At 46.6% G+C, this 22,919-nt stretch carries 20 protein-coding genes, 6 tRNA genes and 3 rRNA genes; 6 read left to right on the top strand and 23 right to left on the bottom strand.

Annotation, left to right across the window (positions count from 1 at the left end):
- Nucleotides 1-15: 15 nt before the first annotated feature.
- The 9 genes from tuf to AOC28_RS00385 all read right to left on the bottom strand — a co-directional run bounded on the left by tuf (nucleotide 16) and on the right by AOC28_RS00385 (nucleotide 6,770).
- Nucleotides 16-1,206 (bottom strand): elongation factor Tu, encoded by a 1,191-nt coding sequence (gene tuf / locus AOC28_RS00425; RefSeq protein WP_071464430.1) that lies wholly within the window; start codon nucleotides 1,204-1,206, stop codon nucleotides 16-18.
- Between the two features lie 64 nt (nucleotides 1,207-1,270).
- Nucleotides 1,271-1,345 (bottom strand) — tRNA-Thr (locus tag AOC28_RS00420).
- Between the two features lie 21 nt (nucleotides 1,346-1,366).
- Nucleotides 1,367-1,440: transfer RNA gene (locus AOC28_RS00415), tRNA-Gly, on the bottom strand.
- Between the two features lie 5 nt (nucleotides 1,441-1,445).
- Nucleotides 1,446-1,530 (bottom strand) — tRNA-Tyr (locus AOC28_RS00410).
- Between the two features lie 105 nt (nucleotides 1,531-1,635).
- Nucleotides 1,636-1,749 (bottom strand): 5S ribosomal RNA (gene rrf, locus AOC28_RS00405).
- A gap of 106 nt (nucleotides 1,750-1,855) precedes the next feature.
- A 23S ribosomal RNA gene (locus AOC28_RS00400) occupies nucleotides 1,856-4,729 on the bottom strand.
- 267 nt (nucleotides 4,730-4,996) lie between these two features.
- Nucleotides 4,997-5,072: transfer RNA gene (locus tag AOC28_RS00395), tRNA-Ala, on the bottom strand.
- A gap of 30 nt (nucleotides 5,073-5,102) precedes the next feature.
- Nucleotides 5,103-5,179 (bottom strand) — tRNA-Ile (locus AOC28_RS00390).
- Nucleotides 5,180-5,237: 58 nt separating this feature from the next.
- Nucleotides 5,238-6,770, bottom strand: a 16S ribosomal RNA gene (locus AOC28_RS00385).
- Together the 16S, 23S and 5S rRNA genes with 5 tRNA genes alongside form the textbook arrangement of a ribosomal RNA operon.
- 484 nt (nucleotides 6,771-7,254) lie before the next feature.
- Here AOC28_RS00385 and AOC28_RS00380 point away from each other — a divergent pair.
- Nucleotides 7,255-7,911, top strand: coding sequence for a GNAT family N-acetyltransferase (locus tag AOC28_RS00380; RefSeq protein ID WP_072582058.1), 657 nt, complete (start codon nucleotides 7,255-7,257; stop codon nucleotides 7,909-7,911).
- 9 nt (nucleotides 7,912-7,920) lie between these two features.
- On the opposite strand, the gene AOC28_RS00375 is transcribed toward AOC28_RS00380, so the two are convergent.
- From AOC28_RS00375 to AOC28_RS00365, 3 genes are read right to left on the bottom strand one after another with little or no spacing between them, the layout of a single operon-like run.
- Nucleotides 7,921-8,274 (bottom strand): c-type cytochrome, encoded by a 354-nt coding sequence (locus tag AOC28_RS00375; protein WP_071464428.1) that lies wholly within the window; start codon nucleotides 8,272-8,274, stop codon nucleotides 7,921-7,923.
- Between the two features lie 18 nt (nucleotides 8,275-8,292).
- Nucleotides 8,293-8,943 (bottom strand): BON domain-containing protein, encoded by a 651-nt coding sequence (locus tag AOC28_RS00370; RefSeq protein ID WP_072582057.1) that lies wholly within the window; start codon nucleotides 8,941-8,943, stop codon nucleotides 8,293-8,295.
- A gap of 34 nt (nucleotides 8,944-8,977) precedes the next feature.
- On the bottom strand, nucleotides 8,978-9,580 hold the full coding sequence (locus AOC28_RS00365; protein ID WP_071464426.1) for a phosphoheptose isomerase: 603 nt from the start codon (nucleotides 9,578-9,580) through the stop codon (nucleotides 8,978-8,980).
- 104 nt (nucleotides 9,581-9,684) lie between these two features.
- On the opposite strand from AOC28_RS00365, the gene rsmI reads away from it, so the two are divergent.
- A complete protein-coding gene (gene rsmI, locus AOC28_RS00360) occupies nucleotides 9,685-10,578 on the top strand; it encodes a 16S rRNA (cytidine(1402)-2'-O)-methyltransferase (protein ID WP_071464425.1) in 894 nt (297 codons plus the stop codon).
- Nucleotides 10,579-10,630: 52 nt separating this feature from the next.
- Here rsmI and AOC28_RS00355 read toward each other — a convergent pair whose 3' ends face one another.
- Nucleotides 10,631-10,858, bottom strand: a complete 228-nt coding sequence (locus AOC28_RS00355; RefSeq protein ID WP_236638845.1) for a hypothetical protein — start codon at nucleotides 10,856-10,858, stop codon at nucleotides 10,631-10,633.
- Between the two features lie 104 nt (nucleotides 10,859-10,962).
- Between AOC28_RS00355 and AOC28_RS00350 the strand changes: the two genes are divergently transcribed.
- The 3 genes from AOC28_RS00350 (at nucleotide 10,963) to AOC28_RS11285 (ending at nucleotide 12,489) form a co-directional block, all read left to right on the top strand.
- Nucleotides 10,963-11,038, top strand: a tRNA-Arg gene (locus AOC28_RS00350).
- A gap of 82 nt (nucleotides 11,039-11,120) precedes the next feature.
- Nucleotides 11,121-12,263 carry a fatty acid desaturase gene (locus AOC28_RS00345; protein ID WP_071464410.1) on the top strand — a complete coding sequence of 381 codons (1,143 nt, stop codon included), beginning with the start codon at nucleotides 11,121-11,123 and terminating at the stop codon, nucleotides 12,261-12,263.
- 40 nt (nucleotides 12,264-12,303) lie between these two features.
- Complete coding sequence (locus AOC28_RS11285) at nucleotides 12,304-12,489, top strand: hypothetical protein (RefSeq protein WP_041396810.1); 186 nt, start codon at nucleotides 12,304-12,306, stop codon at nucleotides 12,487-12,489.
- A 40-nt stretch (nucleotides 12,490-12,529) separates the two neighbouring features.
- Here the strand turns inward: AOC28_RS11285 and AOC28_RS00340 are convergent, their stop codons facing one another.
- Nucleotides 12,530-13,168, bottom strand: coding sequence for an MBL fold metallo-hydrolase (locus tag AOC28_RS00340; RefSeq protein ID WP_071464409.1), 639 nt, complete (start codon nucleotides 13,166-13,168; stop codon nucleotides 12,530-12,532).
- Between the two features lie 85 nt (nucleotides 13,169-13,253).
- On the opposite strand from AOC28_RS00340, the gene gcvH reads away from it, so the two are divergent.
- Entirely contained in the window at nucleotides 13,254-13,646 is a 393-nt protein-coding gene (gene gcvH / locus AOC28_RS00335) for a glycine cleavage system protein GcvH (protein WP_072582056.1), read from the top strand.
- A 13-nt stretch (nucleotides 13,647-13,659) separates the two neighbouring features.
- Here the strand turns inward: gcvH and priA are convergent, their stop codons facing one another.
- From priA to atpE, 9 genes are all read right to left on the bottom strand, one after another.
- Nucleotides 13,660-15,786: a primosomal protein N' gene (gene priA, locus AOC28_RS00330; RefSeq protein WP_072582055.1), complete on the bottom strand. Its 2,127-nt coding sequence runs from the start codon at nucleotides 15,784-15,786 to the stop codon at nucleotides 13,660-13,662.
- A gap of 265 nt (nucleotides 15,787-16,051) precedes the next feature.
- The gene (gene hemE / locus AOC28_RS00325; RefSeq protein WP_072582054.1) at nucleotides 16,052-17,170 is read right to left on the bottom strand and encodes a uroporphyrinogen decarboxylase; all 1,119 of its coding nucleotides are present in this window, start codon (nucleotides 17,168-17,170) and stop codon (nucleotides 16,052-16,054) included.
- A gap of 9 nt (nucleotides 17,171-17,179) precedes the next feature.
- Nucleotides 17,180-17,596 (bottom strand): F0F1 ATP synthase subunit epsilon, encoded by a 417-nt coding sequence (locus AOC28_RS00320; protein WP_072582053.1) that lies wholly within the window; start codon nucleotides 17,594-17,596, stop codon nucleotides 17,180-17,182.
- A gap of 12 nt (nucleotides 17,597-17,608) precedes the next feature.
- The gene (gene atpD, locus AOC28_RS00315) at nucleotides 17,609-19,009 is read right to left on the bottom strand and encodes a F0F1 ATP synthase subunit beta (protein WP_072582052.1); all 1,401 of its coding nucleotides are present in this window, start codon (nucleotides 19,007-19,009) and stop codon (nucleotides 17,609-17,611) included.
- Nucleotides 19,010-19,064: 55 nt separating this feature from the next.
- Entirely contained in the window at nucleotides 19,065-19,934 is an 870-nt protein-coding gene (atpG, locus tag AOC28_RS00310; RefSeq protein WP_072582051.1) for a F0F1 ATP synthase subunit gamma, read from the bottom strand.
- 17 nt (nucleotides 19,935-19,951) lie between these two features.
- Nucleotides 19,952-21,493, bottom strand: a complete 1,542-nt coding sequence (gene atpA, locus AOC28_RS00305) for a F0F1 ATP synthase subunit alpha (protein WP_072582050.1) — start codon at nucleotides 21,491-21,493, stop codon at nucleotides 19,952-19,954.
- A 45-nt stretch (nucleotides 21,494-21,538) separates the two neighbouring features.
- Nucleotides 21,539-22,075 (bottom strand): F0F1 ATP synthase subunit delta, encoded by a 537-nt coding sequence (locus AOC28_RS00300; protein WP_072582049.1) that lies wholly within the window; start codon nucleotides 22,073-22,075, stop codon nucleotides 21,539-21,541.
- Between the two features lies 1 nt (nucleotide 22,076).
- On the bottom strand, nucleotides 22,077-22,547 hold the full coding sequence (locus tag AOC28_RS00295; protein ID WP_072582048.1) for a F0F1 ATP synthase subunit B: 471 nt from the start codon (nucleotides 22,545-22,547) through the stop codon (nucleotides 22,077-22,079).
- 63 nt (nucleotides 22,548-22,610) lie between these two features.
- Nucleotides 22,611-22,877, bottom strand: a complete 267-nt coding sequence (atpE, locus tag AOC28_RS00290) for a F0F1 ATP synthase subunit C (RefSeq protein WP_028818346.1) — start codon at nucleotides 22,875-22,877, stop codon at nucleotides 22,611-22,613.
- Nucleotides 22,878-22,919: the final 42 nt, after the last annotated feature.

The following is a 22,919-nucleotide window of genomic DNA, read 5'->3' as shown; positions in this document are numbered from 1 at the left end:
ATTAAAACTTACTACTTAAGCCAAAATCTTTGCAACCACGCCGGCGCCAACAGTACGGCCACCTTCACGGATCGCAAAACGTAAACCTTCTTCCATCGCGATTGGCGCGATGAGTTTTACGGTAATCGTGACGTTATCGCCAGGCATGACCATTTCTTTGTCTTTTGGCAACTCGATTGAACCAGTTACGTCCGTTGTGCGGAAGTAAAACTGTGGACGATAGTTGTTAAAGAATGGTGTATGACGACCACCTTCGTCTTTACCCAAGATGTACACCTCGGCTGTAAAGTGAGTATGTGGGGTGATTGAACCTGGCTTAGCCAATACTTGGCCGCGCTCAACTTCTTCACGTTTTGTACCGCGTAACAAGATACCAACGTTATCGCCTGCTTGACCTTGGTCGAGCAATTTACGGAACATTTCAACACCAGTACAAGTGGTCTTGAGTGTTGGCTTGATACCGATGATTTCGATCTCTTCGCCTACTTTAACGATACCGCGCTCGATACGACCAGTCACAACAGTACCGCGACCGGAGATAGAGAACACGTCTTCTACTGGCATCAAGAAGGCACCATCAACAGCACGCTCTGGAGTTGGGATATAAGTATCTAATGCTTCAGCCAATTTCATGATGGCTTCTTTACCCAATGGGCCTTCGTCGCCTTCTAAAGCTAACTTAGCAGAACCTTGAATGATTGGTGTGTCATCGCCAGGGAAGTTGTACTTAGATAAAAGCTCACGAACTTCCATTTCAACGAGCTCTAACAATTCAGCGTCATCAACCATGTCGCACTTGTTCAAGAACACCACGATGTAAGGAACACCCACTTGGCGTGCCAAGAGGATGTGTTCACGAGTTTGTGGCATTGGGCCGTCAGCAGCAGAACAAACCAAAATAGCGCCGTCCATCTGAGCAGCACCAGTAATCATGTTCTTCACGTAGTCAGCATGTCCTGGGCAATCCACGTGTGCGTAGTGACGGTTTGCTGTCTCGTACTCAACGTGCGCTGTATTAATCGTAATACCGCGTGCTTTTTCTTCAGGAGCAGCATCGATCTGATCGTATGCTTTAGCTTCGCCACCGAATGCTTTAGAAAGCACGGTTGCAATTGCTGCTGTCAATGTAGTTTTACCGTGGTCAACGTGACCGATGGTGCCTACGTTTACGTGCGGTTTTGTCCGCTCGAATTTTTCTTTTGCCATTTTTAATCTGCCTTTAGTTAACTCTTAAACCAAACACGAAATACACAATTAATAAAATCAAACATGGTGCCCATGGGCAGGATCGAACTGCCGACCTCTCCCTTACCAAGGGAGTGCTCTACCACTGAGCCACATGGGCGAAATCTAATGCAACAAATTCTGGAGCGGGATAAGAGAATCGAACTCTTGACCGAAGATTGGAAATCTGCTGTTTTACCATTAAACTAATCCCGCACATCTGGTGGAGGGGGTAGGATTCGAACCTACGTAGGCATAGCCAACAGATTTACAGTCTGCCTCCTTTAGCCGCTCGGACACCCCTCCGCGAACCCAATATTCTGACTCCAAATGGAGTTTCTGTCAATATCTCTAAACGCTTTGCACAAGTAAAAACGCCCAGACCTAAGAGGGTCTGGGCGTCGCATTGGTGCCCGGCAGTTACCTACTTTCACACGGGTAATCCGCACTATCATCGGCGTAAAGTCGTTTCACTGTCCTGTTCGGGATGGGAAGGAGTGGTTCCAACTTGCTATGGTCACCGGGCGTAGAGGGTCGAGTTGCTGATTAAATCAACAACTCTATTTGAGTAAGCATGTAATAAGGATGCAGATTAAATCTGGCAAACATCCAACACAATAGTGCTGGTTATAGGATCAAGCCTAACGGGCAATTAGTATCGGTTAGCTTAATGCATTACTGCACTTCCACACCCGACCTATCAACGTTGTGGTCTTCAACGACCCTTTATGTAGGTTAAACCTACGGGAGATCTCATCTTCAGGCAAGTTTCCCGCTTAGATGCTTTCAGCGGTTATCTCTTCCATTCATAGCTACCCTGCGATGCTTCTGGCGAAACAACAGGTACACCAGCGGAATGTCCACTCCGGTCCTCTCGTACTAGGAGCAGCCCCCGTCAAATCTCCAACGCCCATGGCAGATAGGGACCAAACTGTCTCACGACGTTTTAAACCCAGCTCACGTACCTCTTTAAATGGCGAACAGCCATACCCTTGGGACCGGCTACAGCCCCAGGATGAGATGAGCCGACATCGAGGTGCCAAACACCGCCGTCGATATGAACTCTTGGGCGGTATCAGCCTGTTATCCCCAGAGTACCTTTTATCCGTTGAGCGATGGCCCTTCCATACAGAACCACCGGATCACTATGACCTGCTTTCGCACCTGCTCGACTTGTCGGTCTCGCAGTTAAGCACGCTTTTGCCATTGCACTTTAGGTACGATGTCCGACCGTACCAAGCGTACCTTCGTACTCCTCCGTTACACTTTGGGAGGAGACCGCCCCAGTCAAACTGCCTACCATGCACTGTTCCCGACCCGGATAACGGGCCAAGGTTAGAACCTCAAATAAATCAGGGTGGTATTTCAAGGTTGGCTCCAACAGAACTAGCATCCTGTTATCAACGCCTCCCACCTATCCTACACAGACCGATTCAAAGTCCAATGCAAAGCTACAGTAAAGGTTCATGGGGTCTTTCCGTCTAGCCACGGGTAGATTGCATCATCACAAACATTTCAACTTCGCTGAGTCTCAGGAGGAGACAGTGTGGCCATCGTTACGCCATTCGTGCAGGTCGGAACTTACCCGACAAGGAATTTCGCTACCTTAGGACCGTTATAGTTACGGCCGCCGTTTACTGGGACTTCAATCAAGAGCTTGCACCCCATCATTTAATCTTCCAGCACCGGGCAGGCGTCACACCCTATACGTCCACTTTCGTGTTTGCAGAGTGCTGTGTTTTTATTAAACAGTCGCAGCCACCTTTTTATTGCAACCCTTTCGTCCTCCCCTTGTACAGGGTCAAACTACCAGGGCGTACCTTATCCCGAAGTTACGGTACAAATTTGCCGAGTTCCTTCTCCTGAGTTCTCTCAAGCGCCTTAGAATACTCATCTCGCCCACCTGTGTCGGTTTGCGGTACGGTCTTGTTAGACTGAAGCTTAGAGGCTTTTCTTGGAACCACTTCCAATTGCTTCGCGAATAAATTCGCTCGTCTCACGCCCTTGAATTACGCTACCGGATTTACCTAATAGCCATCTCCAACGCAAGAACCGGGACTTCCAACACCCGGACAACTTTCCGCGATCCGTCCCCCCATCGCATCTAACAATGGTCAAGGAATATTAACCTTGTTCCCATCAGCTACGCATCTCTGCCTCGCCTTAGGGGCCGACTCACCCTGTTCCGATGAACGTTGAACAGGAAACCTTGGGCTTACGGCGAGGGGGCTTTTCACCCCCTTTATCGCTACTCATGTCAGCATTCGCACTTCTGATACCTCCAGCATCCTTTACAAGACACCTTCACAGGCTTACAGAACGCTCTCCTACCATCACATTGCTGTGATCCGCAGCTTCGGTTATATGCTTAGCCCCGTTACATCTTCCGCGCAGGACGACTCGATCAGTGAGCTATTACGCTTTCTTTAAAGGATGGCTGCTTCTAAGCCAACCTCCTGACTGTTTTAGCCTTCCCACTTCGTTTCCCACTTAGCATATATTAGGGACCTTAGCTGGCGGTCTGGGTTGTTTCCCTCTTGACACCGGACGTTAGCACCCGATGTCTGTCTCCCGTGCTTGCACTTGTAGGTATTCGGAGTTTGCTATGGCGCAGTAATCCGCAATGGACCCCACTACCATGACAGTGCTCTACCCCCTACAGTGATACACGAGGCACTACCTAAATAGTTTTCGGAGAGAACCAGCTATTTCCAGTTTTGTTTAGCCTTTCACCCCTATCCACAGCTCATCCCCTAACTTTTCAACGTTAGTGGGTTCGGTCCTCCAGTACGTGTTACCGCACCTTCAACCTGGCCATGGATAGATCAACTGGTTTCGGGTCTACACCCAGCAACTAGCGCCCTATTCGGACTCGCTTTCGCTACGCCTTCCCTATTCGGTTAAGCTTGCTACTGAATGTAAGTCGCTGACCCATTATACAAAAGGTACGCAGTCACCCCTTACGAGGCTCCTACTGTTTGTATGCACACAATTTCAGGATCTATTTCACTCCCCTCCCGGGGTTCTTTTCGCCTTTCCCTCACGGTACTTGTTCACTATCGGTCGATTACGAGTATTTAGCCTTGGAGGATGGTCCCCCCATATTCAGACAGGATTTCACGTGTCCCGCCCTACTTGTCTCTAGCCTAGTACCACTCAATAATTTTCACATACGGGACTATCACCCTTTATTGTTGGACTTTCCATTCCATTCTGTTAATTACTGAGATATCACTAGAAGGCTCTTCCCATTTCGCTCGCCACTACTCTGGGAATCTCGGTTGATGTCTTTTCCTCTTGCTACTTAGATGTTTCAGTTCACAAGGTTCGCTTCTCATACCCTATGTATTCAGGTATGGATACCACAAAAGTGGTGGGTTTCCCCATTCAGAAATCCCCGGATCAAAGCTTATTTACCAGCTCCCCGGGGCTTATCGCAGGTTATAACGTCTTTCGTCGCCTGTAATCGCCAAGGCATCCATCATGTGCACTTATTCACTTGATCCTATAACGAGCACCATTGCTAGCACCTGTTACAGGTTTACTTCTACTTCTGACATGTTTGCCGTAATCCAAACTGTAAGTACTTTGTTAAGAACTTGGTAAAACTCGTTTGTATTACTGATTGATGATTCAATCTTTACCCTTATTACATTGTCAAATGTCCTCTCAAAGAAACATTTGACACTTTGCTTACTCAAATTTTTAAAGAACAGCCATAAATGGCAAAACTAAACGATTAAATATTCGCTTAGTTTTGACATTTAGATGATGGTGGAGGATGACGGGATCGAACCGACGACCCCCTGCTTGCAAAGCAGGTGCTCTCCCAGCTGAGCTAATCCCCCAACGTCCCACTAAGTCTTGTTTCTGGCTGGTGGTGGGTCTGGTAGGACTTGAACCTACGACCCCTGCGTTATCAACACAGTGCTCTAACCAGCTGAGCTACAGACCCGTGGCTTTTATTGTCAACCGATAAGTGTGGGCACTAGGATTCAGCATCTTTTCTCTAGAAAGGAGGTGATCCAGCCGCACCTTCCGATACGGCTACCTTGTTACGACTTTACCCCAGTCATGAACCCTGCCGTGGCAGTCGCCCTCCTTGCGGTTAGGCTAACGGCTTCTGGCAAAACCCACTCCCATGGTATGACGGGCGGTGTGTACAAGACCCGGGAACGTATTCACCGCGACATTCTGATCCGCGATTACTAGCGATTCCAGCTTCACGTAGTCGAGTTGCAGACTACGATCCGGACTACGATGCATTTTCTGAGATTAGCTCCCCCTCGCGGGTTGGCAACCCTCTGTATGCACCATTGTATGACGTGTGAAGCCCTACCCATAAGGGCCATGAGGACTTGACGTCATCCCCACCTTCCTCCGGTTTGTCACCGGCAGTCTCTTTAGAGTGCTCTTGCGTAGCAACTAAAGACAAGGGTTGCGCTCGTTGCGGGACTTAACCCAACATCTCACGACACGAGCTGACGACAGCCATGCAGCACCTGTGTTCACTTTCTCTTACGAGCACCTAATGTATCTCTACTTCGTTAGTGACATGTCAAGGGTAGGTAAGGTTTTTCGCGTTGCATCGAATTAATCCACATCATCCACCGCTTGTGCGGGTCCCCGTCAATTCCTTTGAGTTTTAATCTTGCGACCGTACTCCCCAGGCGGCTGACTTCACGCGTTAGCTACGTTACTCAGGATGTAAATCCCGAACAACTAGTCAGCATCGTTTAGGGCGTGGACTACCAGGGTATCTAATCCTGTTTGCTCCCCACGCTTTCGTGCATGAGCGTCAGTGTTATCCCAGGGGGCTGCCTTCGCCATTGGTATTCCTCCACATATCTACGCATTTCACTGCTACACGTGGAATTCTACCCCCCTCTGACACACTCTAGCTATACAGTCACAGGCGCCATTCCCAGGTTAAGCCCGGGGATTTCACGCCTGTCTTGTATAACCGCCTGCGCACGCTTTACGCCCAGTAATTCCGATTAACGCTTGCACCCTACGTATTACCGCGGCTGCTGGCACGTAGTTAGCCGGTGCTTATTCTTCAGGTACCGTCATTCCCGGACTGTGTTAGAGCCGGTGTTTCTTCCCTGACAAAAGAGCTTTACAACCCGAAGGCCTTCTTCACTCACGCGGCATTGCTGGATCAGGGTTTCCCCCATTGTCCAAAATTCCCCACTGCTGCCTCCCGTAGGAGTCTGGGCCGTGTCTCAGTCCCAGTGTGGCTGATCGTCCTCTCAGACCAGCTACTGATCGTCGCCTTGGTGGGCTTTTACCCCACCAACAAGCTAATCAGGCATCGGCCGCTCTAATCGCGCGAGGTCTTTCGATCCCCCGCTTTCCCCCTCAGGGCGTATGCGGTATTAGCACAGCTTTCGCTGCGTTATCCCCCACGATAAGGTACGTTCCGATGTATTACTCACCCGTTCGCCACTCGCCACCAGGTGCAAGCACCCGTGCTGCCGTTCGACTTGCATGTGTAAGGCATGCCGCCAGCGTTCAATCTGAGCCAGGATCAAACTCTTCAGTTCAATTCCTGTGATCCTTGCGGATCGTCGCACTCATTCAAGAAATTGACTTGGTAATAAAACCAAATCTTTTTACTGTCTATGAGTACTATTTATTTACATCTGTCCCGAAGGACTGGATGCTTTCACTTAGTACCCACAATTATCGGTTGACTAATTTTTAAAGAGGGCTGACTTGTTTTTCGTATTTCGTAAAACATTCAGCAGAGAGGTGAGACTATATCCCACATTTTTAGGGTCGTCAACACCTTTCGTACTCTTTTAATTAAAAAAGGCTAAGTTTTTTCTTAGTTTAAAAATATATCCAATTAAAACAATGGGTTATATTTCGAAAAAAATTTCAACTTTTTTTCGAAATTTCTTATTTTTTAAGGTTTAGCCCTAAACAAACCAAAAATTACGCTGTTTTTTGATGCTGATTTGGCCTATTTGCAACAAACTTAGGGAAAACCCTGTAATTTTTAGCTATCCCTGCTAAAATATTGCTATGCACAATAAATTAGCGAATAGTCACTTACCTTCAAGCCCTTATATGGCTGGGCAGGCTGTACCCGTTCGCGAACTTCACGCTGGATATAGACGGGAAATATTGAATCATTTACTACAACTAAATGATGAAGATAGGCGGCTACGGTTTGGCACCCAGACTCCTGATGAGGTGATTCGTCACTATGTAGAAGGTCTTGATTTCAATCGGGATGTCATTTTTGGTGTTTTCAATTTAGATCTGAAGCTAGTTGGTATGGCCCATCTAGCCTATTTGCCTGAGCATAAGGGTGAGGCGCGAGCTGCTGAATTTGGTGTGTCTGTGTTACCAGAAGGGCGCTCCCAGGGCCTGGGCACAGCGTTGTTACAACGCTCAGCCGTTCACTCACGCAATACCAGCATTGAAACCCTTTACGTTCATTGTCTTGCCAATAACAAAGCCATGATGCATTTGGCTCAAAAGGCAGGGATGACCGTTGAATACGCCTATGGCGATGCTGATGCTTGCCTTAAGTTGCCCCCAGCAAATCCCGCGACTATTGTGGAAGAGGCTGCCAATGCGCAGTGGGCTGGCATGGACTACGCCCTAAAAGAAAACCTCAAACGCTCTAATCAAGCCTGGTGGTGGCTCTTAGGAAGACCCGGTCTAGCGCCTTAACTTCTAGCCTTAGTTTTTGTTGGGTGCGCCACGCAATATCCAGCTAGTTAATGTAGATAAATCCGCATCACTCAATTTTGAGTTGGCCGGCATAGGCACAATGCCCCAAGAACCAGACCCTCCTTTAGCAATTTTATTTTTTAAAAATGCTTGAGCATTGGGGTCGCTCTTATATTTTTCTGCCACCGCTTGAAAACTAGGGCCAACAATTTTTTTATTGATTGCATGGCAGCCCAAGCAAGCATTTTGTTTTGCAAGTGCGAATGCATTCTCGTCTTGAATATTCGCCTGCGCAGTAGGCAAGAAATAAGCGAGCACTGTAAATAAAAAAACTATTTTTACAATCGCTCGCTTTTTAAACATCACCAACCTACGAAAAAATTATTGAAATTTTGGAGGGCTACTAGGTTGAGTTTGATCTGCTTTGCCTTGCTTTTCTAGACGCACTTTTTCTTCTTCAGAAATGATGTCAAAGTAAACGTAAACATCTTTTACGCCATTTGCATTACTCGCAACTTTCTTAGCAAGGTCAGCCTCACTTTGAGTCAAGATGCCCATAAGATAAACGCTGCTACTTTCTGCAACTATAACCATAGAGTTTGACGGCAACTGATCTGTAAAGACCATTTGTGTTTTGATCTTAGATTCAAGATAAGAATCGTTTGCACGTGATGTGTAGCTACTGTTGGGTCCAATAACCAATTCATTAAACACGGCTCGCGCATTTTTCATCGCCTTGACATAAGCGCCTGCCTCACCCTTAATATCAGCATCCTTCACTTCGCCAGTGAGCAATACTTTTTGATTAAATGAAGTCACGTTAATGTGTGCGTTATCGCCAAAGCGTTTTGCTAACGCATTTTCTGCCTCTAACTCAATTCCTTTATCGATTGCTTGTACGGCTGGTGTGCGACGGTCTGCGAGCACTGTTGCTCCAGCAGCAACACCGCCAACAGCCAATACCCCACACGCAGTTAACTGCGTGACTATGAGTAAAACAATAAGTAATTTAAACGTGGAAAAAATTTTCATGGATCTGTTTTCTAATGTGAGCTATCAATAATTTTTAATCAAGCAAAACATGATCTACGCCATCACATAAAGCATGCAGCAAAACCAAATGCGTTTCTTGAATGCGCGCTGTACGCGTTGATGGTGCGCACAAGTGAATATCATCTTTATCTAATAACTGAGCTATCTTGCCGCCACCATTGCCGGTGAATGCAATAATTTTCATACCGAGCTTTTTGGCAGCCTCAATGGCTTTAATCACGTTCTTCGAATTCCCTGAGGTTGAAATACCCAACAGAATGTCACCTTTTTTCCCAAGACCGCGAACTTGCTTACTAAAAATCTCATCGTAGCTATAGTCATTTCCAATGGCCGTAAGAATTGAAGTGTCGGTCGTCAAAGCAATTGCAGCCAACTCTTGGCGCTCCCTTTCAAAACGACCAACGAGCTCTGCTGCAAAGTGCTGCGCATCGGCTGCAGAACCACCATTGCCACAGGCCATGATCTTACCGCCGGCACGCAAACAATCGACCATCGCCAGTACGCCCCTAGCAACAGATTCGGGGAGCAGTTTTTCAGCCTCTTGTTTCACGGCAATGCTGTCCAGAAAATGCTGGGAGGCACGCAGACGCAAACGTTCGTTGATATCTTTTTCCATAACAATATTATGCGCCAAAGATGTCCTAATTTCAGTAGCAATCAGCTTATCCCAAAAGCAACGTATCCTCTTACTAATTGTTTAACTTTTTGCAGGCAGCCCCCATGGAACTTAGCTCTTTCGATTTCTTAAAGCAGCAGGATTTACCTGTAGGAGCTCTGTATATGGTTGCGACACCTATCGGCAATTTGGGCGACATTACTTTACGCGCCCTGCATGTTCTCAATTCAGTCGATGGGATTGCTTGTGAAGACACCAGACATAGTGCGGCATTACTCCAACAATTTGGCATTCATAAAAAATGTTTAGCGTTGCACGAACACAATGAAATTGGCGGCGCTCAAACAGTCATACAACACCTTTTGAACAATGAGCGCTGGGCTTATATTTCAGATGCCGGAACCCCGGGAGTCTCGGACCCAGGGGCAAAGCTGGTAAATGAGGTTCAAAAAGCAGGGCTAAGAGTAATTCCCATTCCGGGCGCAAGCGCTGTATCAAGCGCCATCTCAGCAGCCGGCTCAGTGATGCATCACTCGGAAGGACGCTTTCAGTTTTTAGGTTTTTGGCCCAATAAAACTAAAGAGCGTGATGCTCTGCTGCACGATATCTCCAGCAGCAAAAAGGCAAGCATCTTTTTCGAGTCTCCGCACCACATTAAAGAAACACTTGCATTGCTTGCAAAAAATTTAGAGGCTGATCGTCAGCTTTTAGTCTGCCGTGAGTTAACCAAAAAATTTGAGCAACTAGTGCCACTTCAAGCGCAAGACGTTACTCACTGGCTAGAGGTGGCAGAGAGCCTTAAGGGTGAATTTGTCATCGTGGTTGCAGGGCGATCAGCCAATAGCGATGAGACTCCAGAGCATTCAGCTCTCTTGTTGTGGGCTAATGCGCTGAGCCCTTATATGGGGAGCAAAGAAATTGCTGCCGTTCTTTCGCAAACTTTAGGCCTCACAAAAAAAGAAGCCTATCAAGTTGCCTTAGATGCAAAGAGTGAATAAATGAAAATAAAAAAGCTGGCACAAGGCCAGCTTTTAAATATGCGCTAAAGACTTATTTGGCGCTAGTAGCAGGAGCCGCAGGCTCGCTAGCATCTTTAAAATTGAGTTGCCCCACTGGCTTAATAATTTGATCGGCAGATGCAGATGAATCTGCGCGCTTGCCATTGTTCACAAACACCATTAATAACAAAATGATGATGAGTGGCACGAAAAAGCTTGCGAACACCATGATGATGAGTTGTTTTGGGGACTTAATTAGACTTCCGTGCTCGTTGCTCATAAGAATTTATCGTTTGACGGGTTTCAGGGTTGTTTTGTCGAGATTATAACTAGAGAGAAGGGTTATAGACACTTACAATAGAGGGGTAACCAGTTTTTCCACTAGCGCCCGTAGCTCAGTGGATAGAGTATTGGCCTCCGAAGCCAAGGGTCGCAGGTTCGATTCCTGCCGGGCGCGCCAAAAATCAAGGGGTTTTTGACCTACATCATGCGTGAAATTGCGAAAACCGCTATCATTTGCACCTAACTTATTGATTCTTATCGTGTCTACACATCTAAATACCGCCCTTTCAGAGCCTTCCCTAACTAATCCTTTGCACCCAGAGGCGCCATTACCGCATCGAAAAATCATTCGAAGCTGGCTAATCCCGATGGCACAGGGCGAAACTGGGCGCGCAATCATGCTCCTAGCAATTGATGCCTTCCTCTGGCTTGGCTGTATCGCAGGAACAATCTTCGTAGAGAGCGTGTTGCTCAAAATTGTTTTTGGTTTGATTGCCGGTTTTGTAACAGGTCGCATCTTTATATTGGGTCACGATGCTTGCCATCAAAGTTACACACCCAATCGCGAACTGAACAAAGTGTTAGGTCGTATTGCGTTCTTGCCATCTCTCACACCATATAGCTTGTGGGATGTTGGTCATAACGTTGTACATCACGGTCAAACCAATCTAAAGGGTTTTGATTTTGTATGGGCACCCCTATCAAAATCAGAATACGACGCACTTCCCCCGTTGCGTAAGGCTCTAGAGCGCCTTTACCGTAGCGGCTGGGGCCCTGTTTTTTATTACCTCATTGAAATTTGGTGGAGACGTGAGTACTTCCCAAATGCAAAAAACAAACCTGGTGATCGTCCCATTTTCTTAAAAGACAATTTGCTTGTTACCGCATTTGCAATCGTTTGGATTGGCTGCTTAATTGCTGGGGCCATTGCTACCGGGCAATCTATTTGGATTGGCTTGATCACTGGCTTTGCAGTGCCATTCTTGTTCTGGAACGGCATGATTGGATTTGTGGTTTACGTGCACCACACCCATCCAAAAGTCTCTTGGTATGACAAGAAATCGGAGTGGTTACGCGCCCAGCCGTTTGTATCCACAACCGTTCACCTGACTTTTAACTGGATTTGGGGCAAATTGATGCACCACATCATGGAGCACACTGCGCACCATGTGGATATGAGCGTACCGCTTTATCGCCTGCCAGAGGCCCAACAGACCCTAGAAACGATCCTTCCAGACCGTATTTTTGTGCAAAAGTTCTCTTGGGGCTGGTATTTTGATACTGCGCGTAAGTGCAAGCTCTATGACTTTGAAAACAAGGCCTGGTTAGATTTTGACGGCAACAAAACGGCTGATTCGGTTCGGGTTGTGCTAACCCCAGCCCCAGCGGGACAAAACGGGTAAAATAGATCTCTGTATAAGATTTGCCTTACCCGGATTACCCATGACTACATCGACTCCAGCAGCTACCCAAGAAACCTCCCAGAGCCTGAAATTTTGCTCTTCTTGCAGCCGTGAAAAACGACTTGAGGGTGGCACATGGATTCCGACAAGCAATCGCAAACAACGTTGGATTTGCGCAAGTTGCCTCTACAACCGTACGCATCGTACCGGTTCAGCAAAAACCTAATTACTCACTTGTAGTTCAAATAGCTAGATTCATTAATTAGCTACGCGCCATCTCCCACATAGGGGTTCGTTTTGCGCTCTTGACCAAACGTCGACATTGGTCCGTGACCAGGAACAAACTGTACATCATCTCCCAAGGGCCACAATTTGGTTTTAATCGCATTAATTAAATCTGCATGATTACCACGCGGAAAATCAGTTCTGCCAATTGAGCCCGCGAATAAAACATCGCCCACAATTGCAAGACGATCTTCTTTGTCAAAAAATACAACGTGACCAGGTGTGTGACCAGGGCAATGAAATACCTCTAGATCAATATTTCCCACCTGCACATGATCGCCATTATTTAACCAACGATCAGGCTCGAAAACTTTGGCATGCCCAAAACCAAAACGAACTGTTTGTTCTGGCAGCTGATCAATCCAAAAACGCTCCTCTTCTTGTGGCCCCTCAATAGGCACACCAAGCTGATCAGCCAAGTCTTTGGCGGCCGCGCAGTGATCTAAATGTCCATGCGTCAGTAATATCTTTTTAACCTTGCCACCCATCTGCTTAACGCCCTCAAGGATCTTTTCAATATCCCCGCCAGGATCAACGACAGCAGCATCGCCAGTCTCCTGGCAAACCAAAATCGAGCAATTTTGCTCATACGGAGTAACAGGAACAATTCCTAATTTAATTGGCATACGTACAAATAGTTAAGTGAATCATTGGGGAAAGCTAGTTTAGGGGAGTCGGCATAAAATGCACCTAAAGGATAAAACAATGAATAGCCAAGATACATTTAAATTTGCAGAAACTCACGAATGGGCCGATCAGGAAAATGATGGCTTAGTGTGGGTTGGTATTAGTAATCATGCGCAAGAGGCGCTAGGCGATGTGATGTTCTTTCAGGCCCCAAAGCTTGGGCAACAAGTAAAGCAGGGGGAGGCTATTGCCGTTATTGAGTCAGTGAAGGCGGCCAGTGATATTCATGCGCCAGTAAGCGGTGAGATTGTTGCCCTCAATGAAGCAGTGGATGCATCACCCGAGATCGTCAATGAAAATCCATACGGTGTTTGGCTATTCAAAATCAAACCCGCCTCCGATGAAATTCTTAACGAAGAACTCAATCAACTCCTGACCCCAGAAATATATAACGCGGGCCCTGGCGCCTGATATCTGAAATCAATCAGATTGAAATAGGGTCGCGCTCAATTAACCAACGAATGCGCCCTTCTTTACTAATGCGCCCCTGAGAGTTCTCCCGCAAATAAAGATCCATCGCCTCTAAGATTTCTTGCAGGGTTTTTCGATCATCAGACTCCACCAGAAGTTGAGCGCGCTCCGATCCAGCTACTCGCATCATCGCCTTAGGTACTGGATCATAGACTCTGAGGCCTTTATTGATGTGGCCCCGAGACTTTAAATATCCTTTCAAACCACTCAAAAACTGAATTGCTTTATCTAAACTTTTAGCCTCAGCATGGATGAGAGCCTGATAGGCAAATGGCGGCAAACCCGCTTCTTTTCTTTCATTGGCCGTAAAGCTTAAAAACCCATCTACGTCATGGCGCAGTAAAAACTGAAAAACCGCAGATTCTGGGAACTGGGTTTCAATATAAATAGCGCCGCCTGCTTCACCATCCTTATTGGATCGCCCAGCCCGTCCTGCAACCTGAACTAGCTGTGCAAATAATCGCTCTGCAGCCCTAAAATCTTGAGAAAACAATCTGCTGTCAGCATCCAATACAGCTACTAAGCCAATATTTTGGTAATCGTGCCCCTTGGCAATCATCTGGGTCCCAACCACAATATCGACATTGCCTTCGTGAATTTCCTGAAAGAGCTCTTCGGCACCCTTACTCTTTCTGCTGGAGTCTGTATCGACTCGCAGCACTCTTGCAGCCGGCCACATCTCCTCAATAGCATCTTCAATCTTTTGAGTTCCCTGTCCCAAGGTCTTCAAGTCGGCATTGCCACAATCAGGGCAATGGTTTGGAATCGATTTAACCAAGCCGCAATGGTGGCAACTTAAAACTGATTTCCTGCTTAATGCTCCAGCTTTATGCAGCACCATATAGGAGCTGCATTGCTCGCATCTTGAGAGCCATGAGCAAGCGCCACAGCTAAGCACTGGAGCATAACCTCGTCGGTTGATCAGTATTAAGCTTTGCTGCTTATTTTCTAGATTCTGACTAACCGCATTCGCAAGGGTTTTAGTAATCAGGCTTTTGGATTTTGGCTTCTCTATATCACCCGGACTAAATTGCGTTTGTGGATCGCGCGTATTGATCAAATGCACTTTTGGCAAACTTGCGCCTTGAGCGCGCTGATCTAGGCGAATATATTCATAACGACCAGCCCTGGCAGCCATCCAAGTCTCAAGCGATGGTGTAGCAGAGGCCAATAAGATCGGTATCTTAAGGTCGTGGGCACGCCATATCGCAAGATCCCTTGCGGAGTAACGAATACCATCTTGCTGTTTATAAGATGGATCATGCTCTTCATCCACAACAATGGCGCGTAGATTAGGAAGGGGGGTTAATGCAGCCAATCTTGTTCCCAAAATAATTTGGGCCTGACCAGTCATCGCCTCATACCAAGCAATGCCTCTTACTTTCTCACTGACACCGCTATGAAGCACCACCATTTTTTTATCTGGAAAATAAGCGCGCACTCTGCGCTCCAACTGTGGCGTTAAATTAATTTCAGGGACCAAGAGCAATACTTGTGCACTCGCATCCTCCAAAATACCACTCAACCAATTTAAAAATACAGCAGTCTTTCCACTACCAGTTTGTCCCTGCAACAGTATTGCTTTGAATTCTCCCGAAGGAATAGTGCGTAATTTTTCTAAGGCGAGTTTTTGACCATCGTTCAGCTGGGCCTCATCAACAAATCCCTCAACGGCCTCTAGCTTGTTTTTTTTCTTTTGCTTTTCTTGATCTGCAGCTAATTTCTTGGGGATCTTTTCCCAATCATCAGGCTTTTTCCACATCTGTGGAATGGTGGGAATAATGGTCTCGCCTAGCGCATGAATGTAATACTGGCTGGCAAAGTTCATTAACTTCAATATTGCAGGGTCCAAGGGGGGAAGGGGCGCAATCTTGCTTACCCCTTTTAATTTATCAAGTTCATAATCTGAGTGAGCACTTACTTTAATTACCAATCCCACCAGTGAGCTGTGCCCAAAGGGAACCTCAACTATTGCCCCCACTTGTGGGTCGCACCCTAATGCCTCTTCGTCCCACAAGTAGTCAAAGCCCTGGGCAAGGGGCTTATCAACAACAACTTGGACAACGATTGGAGGGGGCATGATTTACTTCAAATCTCTAGTTTGCTTGTGGATAAGTCTGTGGATATCATCCGAGGATTCTGATTTATAAGCTAATTTATCAGCTTTCGGATTCTGCACCCTTTTAAAGCTTTTTAGTAATTATTTATATAAATCAGTAACTTACAAAGATATTCGAAAGTGAATTTTCATCTTTATTCGCAATCTCACTGAATTTCGAATTTTCCCGCTATCTGTGCATAACTTTCGCCAAAAATCCTAGCGGCAAGTTAGCAATCACTCAGTATTACGACTTTGTCCTGAGAGCCCTTGAGCGCTCAATGACCGCTTCGGCGAGAGCCGTAACACTTTCAGGAGGGGTAAATTGAGAAATCCCATGCCCTAGGTTAAAGACATGTCCGTCTAGAGGATGTAAGCCCGATTTAAGGGCTGGAGCACTCGCCAAATCCTCAAGCAGGAGGTTTGCTTGCTGCGCAATTTGTTTTGGCTCTGAGAACAGAATAAGCGGGTCTAAATTACCTTGCAATGCTAATGGCTTGTTCAATGCCAGCAATTGTTTGCGTGCGCGACTCAGCGACATTGTCCAATCAATGGCAATAACATCAGCACCAACTTGCGCCATATCGTTCAACCAAATCCCGCCGCCTTTGGTAAACATGATTACTGGAATTTTTCTGCCTTCATGTTCGCGTGGCAATAAAGAAATCACTTTTTGCATTGAGGCCAGAGACATTTTTTGATACCAGCCATCTGGCAGCATTCCACCCCAAGTATCAAAAATCATCAAAGCTTGAGCGCCTGCATTAACTTGCTCTATCAAATAGGCTGCCACTGACTGAGCATTAATATCAAGGATATGCTGCATCAAGTCAGGACGACTAAACATCATCGTTTTGGCATGACGAAAATCATCGGCACTTGAACCATCAACCATATAGCACGCCAATGTCCACGGGCTTCCCGAGAAACCAATTAATGGAACACGCTGCTTGCCATCCTGTATCAATGCTTTCCGAATTTCTGAAACCGCATCAAATACATATTTGAGCTGATCCATATCGGCCACACGCAATTTCTTAACTGCCTCTTCAGTGCGAAGAGGATGCTCAAAGCTTGGGCCTTCACCAGCAGTAAATTTCAATCCCAATCCCATGGCATCAGGGATTGTCAAAATATCGGAGAACAAAATCGCCGCATCCAACGGATAGCGATCTAAAGGCTGAAGGGTTACTTCAGTCGCATATGCAGGATTTTTTGCGAGCCCTAAAAAACTTCCAGCTCTGGCGCGAGTAGCGTTGTACTCGGGGAGGTATCGGCCGGCTTGACGCATGAGCCAAAGCGGTGTTTGATCAACCGCTTCGCCCAAGCAGGCCTTTAAAAACCGATCATTTAACAGCAAGGAGATGACCGGCTATTACTTTTTACGACGGAAACGAGCAATTGCAGCTAGCTGTGCAGCCGCCATTGCAAACTCAGATTGAGCCAAAGCCAAATCAAAATCAGTGCCACGGTTTTGCATCGCTTCTTCAGCACGTTTCTTAGCTTCAATCGCTTTAGCTTCATCAAGATCGTGTCCGCGAATAGCGGTATCCGCTAAAACAGTAACGCTATCTGACTGAACTTCTAAATAGCCACCTGCTACGAAAACAAACTCTTCATCACCATCAGCTTTTTCAATACGAACTGAGCCTGGACGAATACGTGTAATCAAAGGAGTGTGGCCGCGCAAAATGCCGAGCTCTCCACTTTCGCCAGGAAGTGCAACAAACTTGGCTTCCCCGCTGAAAATAGACTGCTCAGCACTCACTACATCGACGCGTATGGTTGACATAATTTCCCTAGATTAAAGCTTCTTGGCTTTCTCGATGGCTTCATCAATTGAACCCACCATGTAGAACGCTTGCTCAGGCAAGTGATCCAATTCGCCGCTGCAGATCATTTTGAAACCACGAATAGTTTCTTTCAATGGAACGTATTTGCCTGGTGAACCAGTAAACACTTCAGCAACGTGGAAAGGCTGTGACAAGAAACGCTGAATCTTACGAGCACGTGATACAGATAACTTATCTTCAGGTGACAACTCATCCATACCCAAAATAGCAATAATGTCGCGCAACTCTTTGTAACGCTGTAATGTCATCTGCACTTCACGAGCTACTTCGTAGTGCTCTTGACCAACTACCTGTGGGTCGAGCTGACGGCTAGTGGAATCCAATGGATCAACCGCTGGATAAATACCCAATGCAGCAATATCACGTGACAACACAACTGTGGAGTCAAGGTGCAAGAAGGTTGTAGCTGGTGACGGATCGGTCAAGTCATCCGCAGGAACGTAAACGGCCTGAATAGAGGTAACGGAACCAGTCTTGGTAGAAGTAATACGCTCTTGCAATTTGCCCATCTCTTCAGCCAATGTAGGCTGGTAACCCACAGCAGAAGGCATACGACCGAGTAACGCAGAAACTTCAGTACCGGCCAATGTGTAGCGATAAATATTGTCAACGAAGAACAAAATGTCACGGCCTTCGTCACGGAACGCTTCAGCCATTGTCAAACCAGTTAACGCAACGCGCAAACGGTTGCCAGGAGGTTCATTCATCTGACCAAACACCATCGCTACTTTGTCGATAACGTTAGATTCTTTCATCTCGTGGTAGAAGTCATTACCTTCACGAGTACGCTCACCAACACCGGCGAACACTGATAAACCTGAGTGTTGCTTAGCGATGTTGTTAATCAACTCCATCATGTTCACGGTCTTACCAACACCCGCACCACCGAACAAGCCAACCTTACCGCCTTTAGCAAACGGGCAAACTAAGTCAATAACCTTAATACCAGTTTCTAACAAGTCCACAGAAGGTGAAAGCTCATCAAACTTCGGTGCTGGCTGGTGAATAGCACGACGCTCTTCAGTTGCAATCGGACCTGCGTCATCAATTGGGCGACCTAAAACGTCCATAATGCGCCCAAGTGTTGCTGGGCCAACAGGCACAGAAATTGGACCGCCAGTAGATTTCACTTCCATGCCACGACGCAAACCATCGCTTGCGCCCATGGCAATAGCGCGAACTACGCCGTCACCAATTTGTTGCTGAACTTCAAAGGTCAAACCTTTTTCAGCAAATGATTTTTCACCGCTATCAACTAATGTCAAAGCATCATAAATGTTTGGCATTTTGTCGCGTGGGAACTGAATGTCCACCACTGGACCGATACATTGCACGATATTTCCGTTACTCATCGCATTTCTCCGCTTTTAATTCCTGAATTCTTTCGTATTCCTAAACGCTGACCGCTTAAACCGCAGCCGCTCCGCCAACAATTTCTGACAACTCTTTAGTAATAGCAGCCTGTCGTGTTTTGTTGTATTCCAATTGCAATTCGCCGATTACGTTCTTCGCATTATCTGAAGCGGCCTTCATAGAGACCATACGTGCAGACTGCTCAGAAGCCATGTTTTCAGCAACTGCCTGATAAATCATTGCTTCAACGTAACGCTTAAGCAGACCATTCAAAATAGACTCTGCATCAGGTTCGTAGATGTAATCCCAAGAATTGCCTGTTTTCTCTTGTGGAGTCAAAGCTTCTGGCTCCAAAGGCAAGAGTTTTTCTAAAACAGGCTCTTGTTTCATTGCATTTACAAAGCGGGTAAATGCCAAATAAACGGCATCAATCTCGCCACGCTCAAACGCTTCTAATTGGGCAACAATTGCGCCAATCAAAACATCCATATGTGGTGTATCACCAATTTGGATTGTTTGAGAAATCAGTTTTGCTTTTGAGCGATTCAAAAATTGCAAGCCTTTTGAACCAATTGCGGTGTACGCAATCTCAATATTTTGTTCTTGCAAATCGCGCACTTGGTTAGCAATCAAACGCAAGACGTTGGTATTTAAACCGCCGCATAAGCCTTTATCTGTTGTAACCAAAATCGTGCCAACTTTCTTCACCTCACGAGTCGCCATGTAAGCAGGGCGAAACTCTGGATTTGCTTTAGAAAGGTTGGCAACAATCTCACGAATTTTTTCAGCATAGGGGCGCGCATTACGCATACGCTCCTGGGCGCGCCGCATCTTGGATGCGGCGACCATTTCCATTGCCTTCGTGATCTTGCGCGTGTTTTGCACGCTCTTGATCTTAGATCGTATCTCTTTTGTGCTTGCCATAATTTATGCGAGCCCTCTTAGAAAGAGGCAGAACGCTTGTAATCCTCAATGGCAGCGCGCAATGCAGCTTCGTCATCTTTGCTCAAATCTTTGGTTTCTTCAATACGCGCAACTAAGTCAGCGAATTTAGATTTCAAATGATCTTGCAAACCTTTTTCGAATGGCAATACATTCTTCACTTCGAGATCATCGAAATAGCCGTTATTAACAGCATAAAGTGAAGCGGCCATTTCCCAAACTTGGAGTGGCTTGTATTGAGCTTGCTTACACAATTCAGTAACGCGACGTCCACGTTCGAGCTGCTTGCGGGTTGCTTCGTCAAGATCAGATGCGAACTGAGCAAATGCTGCTAATTCACGATATTGCGCTAAGTCGGTACGAATACCGCCAGACAATTTCTTAATCACTTTAGTTTGTGCAGCACCACCAACGCGGGAAACAGAAATACCGGCGTTAATCGCAGGACGCACACCAGCGTTGAACAAGTCAGTTTCCAAGAAGATCTGACCGTCAGTAATTGAAATTACGTTGGTTGGAACGAATGCAGAAACGTCACCAGCTTGGGTTTCAATGATTGGCAATGCAGTCAATGAACCAGTCTTACCTTTTACGGCGCCATTGGTGAACTTCTCAACATACTCAGCATTTACACGTGCAGCGCGCTCGAGTAAGCGTGAGTGGAGGTAGAACACATCGCCAGGATAAGCTTCGCGGCCTGGTGGGCGACGGAGCAACAAGGAGATTTGACGATAAGCAACCGCTTGCTTAGTTAAGTCATCGTAAACAATCAAAGCGTCTTCGCCGCGATCTCGGAAGTATTCACCCATGGTGCAGCCTGCGTAAGCAGAGAGGTACTGCATCGCTGCAGACTCAGAAGCGCTCGCTGCAACAACAACTGTGTACTCCATCGCGCCCAATTCTGTGAGCTTGCGAACAACGTTAGCAATAGTGGAAGCTTTTTGACCGATCGCCACGTAAACGCAATAAACGCCTTTACCTTTTTGGTTAATGATCGCGTCAACCGCAACTGCAGTCTTACCAGTTTGACGGTCGCCAATGATCAACTCACGCTGACCACGGCCAATTGGAACCATCGCATCAATCGCCTTCAAACCAGTTTGAACTGGCTGGCTAACGGATTGACGTGCGATAACTCCTGGAGCAACTTTTTCGATAAAGTCAGTTAACTTCGTATTGATTGGGCCTTTGCCATCAATAGGCTGACCGAGTGCGTTTACAACGCGACCGAGCAACTCTGGGCCAACTGGAACTTCCAAAATACGGCCCGTACATTTCACTGGGTCGCCTTCTTTAATGTGAGTGTATTCACCCAACACTACGGCACCAACAGAATCACGCTCAAGGTTTAATGCAAGGCCGATAGTGTTGTTAGGAAATTCCAACATTTCGCCCTGCATAACGCCTGACAAGCCATGTACGCGGCAAATACCGTCGGTCACTGAAATTACAGTGCCTTCGTTGCGAACTTGGGAGTCAACGCCCAATTCGCTAATTCGGCTTTTGATCAGCTCGCTGATCTCGGAAGGGTTGAGTTGCATTACTTACTCCTGGGTCTTATTTCGTATGTTCTTAATAGGGATCACTTATGCGCCAAGACTTGCTTGCATTTGAGCTAACTGGGCCTTAACTGAACTATCCATTACTTCATCGCCAACTTGAATGCGAACTCCGCCAATCAATGTTGGATCAATTTGGATAGTTGGGCGCAATTCTTTACCCCCAAAGCGCTTCTTCAAACTTGACAACAAATCATTTAACGCAGAACCCTCTAAAGGGAATGCGCTAGTAATGTTTACTTCTGCGGCACCTTCGCTTTTGTTCTTCATTGCTTCAAATTGATGAGCAATTTCAGGAACAGCTGCTAAGCGGTGGTTTTGATTCACAAGATTCAAAAAGCTAGCAACCTTAGGGTCTAGCTTGGTTTTCACCATGCCAGAAAGCAACTTGCTCAAATCGTCAGCGGATACTTTTGGATTGTTTGATAAAGCAGCAACTTCTGGCAAAGCTGCAAGCTGTGCCAATTCGTTTAGTTGCTCCAAACAGCCTGCAAACTCAGCCGGCTTGGCGCTTTGAAAAAGCGCTTCCGCATAAGGACGTGCAATAGTGGCTAATTCAGCCATATCAAAGTTCTGCCTTTAGTTGATCAAGCAACTGGCCGTGAGCTTTTGCATCAACTTCGCGACGCAAAATTTGCTCGGCGCCTTTAACAGCGAGAACAGCCACTTCAGCGCGCAGAACTTCGCGGGCACGAGTAACTTGCTGGGCTGCGTCTTGTTGCGCTTGAGAAATGATTCTAGCGGCTTCAGCTTGTGCGTTAGCGCGAATTTCTTCGGCTGACATTTGTGCACGTTTTTCAGCTTCAGCAACGCGTTGAACACCTTCTTGACGTGCTTTAGTTAATTCTTGCTCAGCTTCATTGCTGGCTAATGCGAGAGCTTCTTTACCACGCTCGGCAGCAGCTAAACCATCAGCAATTTTGCTTGAACGCTCATCTAACGCCTTAACTAGCGGTGGCCACACAAAGCGTGCAACAACCCACCATAAGACGAAGAAAACGATCATTTGCGCGAATAGGGTCGCGTTCAGATTCACGATATTCCTTTCAGTATTGTTGAGAACAGTTGGATGACGCGTTGGTCATCCACGCCAAAACAATTACTTAATAACTGCGAGCAGTGGGTTTGCGAAAGCAAACAACATCGCAACACCGACGCCGATCAAGAACGCAGCATCGATCAAACCAGCCAAAAGGAACATCTTGGTTTGCAATTCGTTGATGAGTTCTGGTTGACGGGCTGCGCCCTCAATGAACTTGCCACCCATGAGGCCAATGCCTAAACAGGCTCCTAAAGCGCCGAGGCCGATGATGAGGCCGATACCGATAGCGGTTAGTCCTTGAATGTTGGCTAAGAATGCTTGCATGTTTACTCCTAAGTATTGAAAGTGAGGTTAAAAATAAAAAGG

The sequence above is a fragment of the Polynucleobacter sp. MWH-Adler-W8 genome, from assembly GCF_001889925.1.
GTDB lineage: Bacteria > Pseudomonadota > Gammaproteobacteria > Burkholderiales > Burkholderiaceae > Polynucleobacter.
This window is presented reverse-complemented; position numbering and strand designations above follow the sequence as displayed.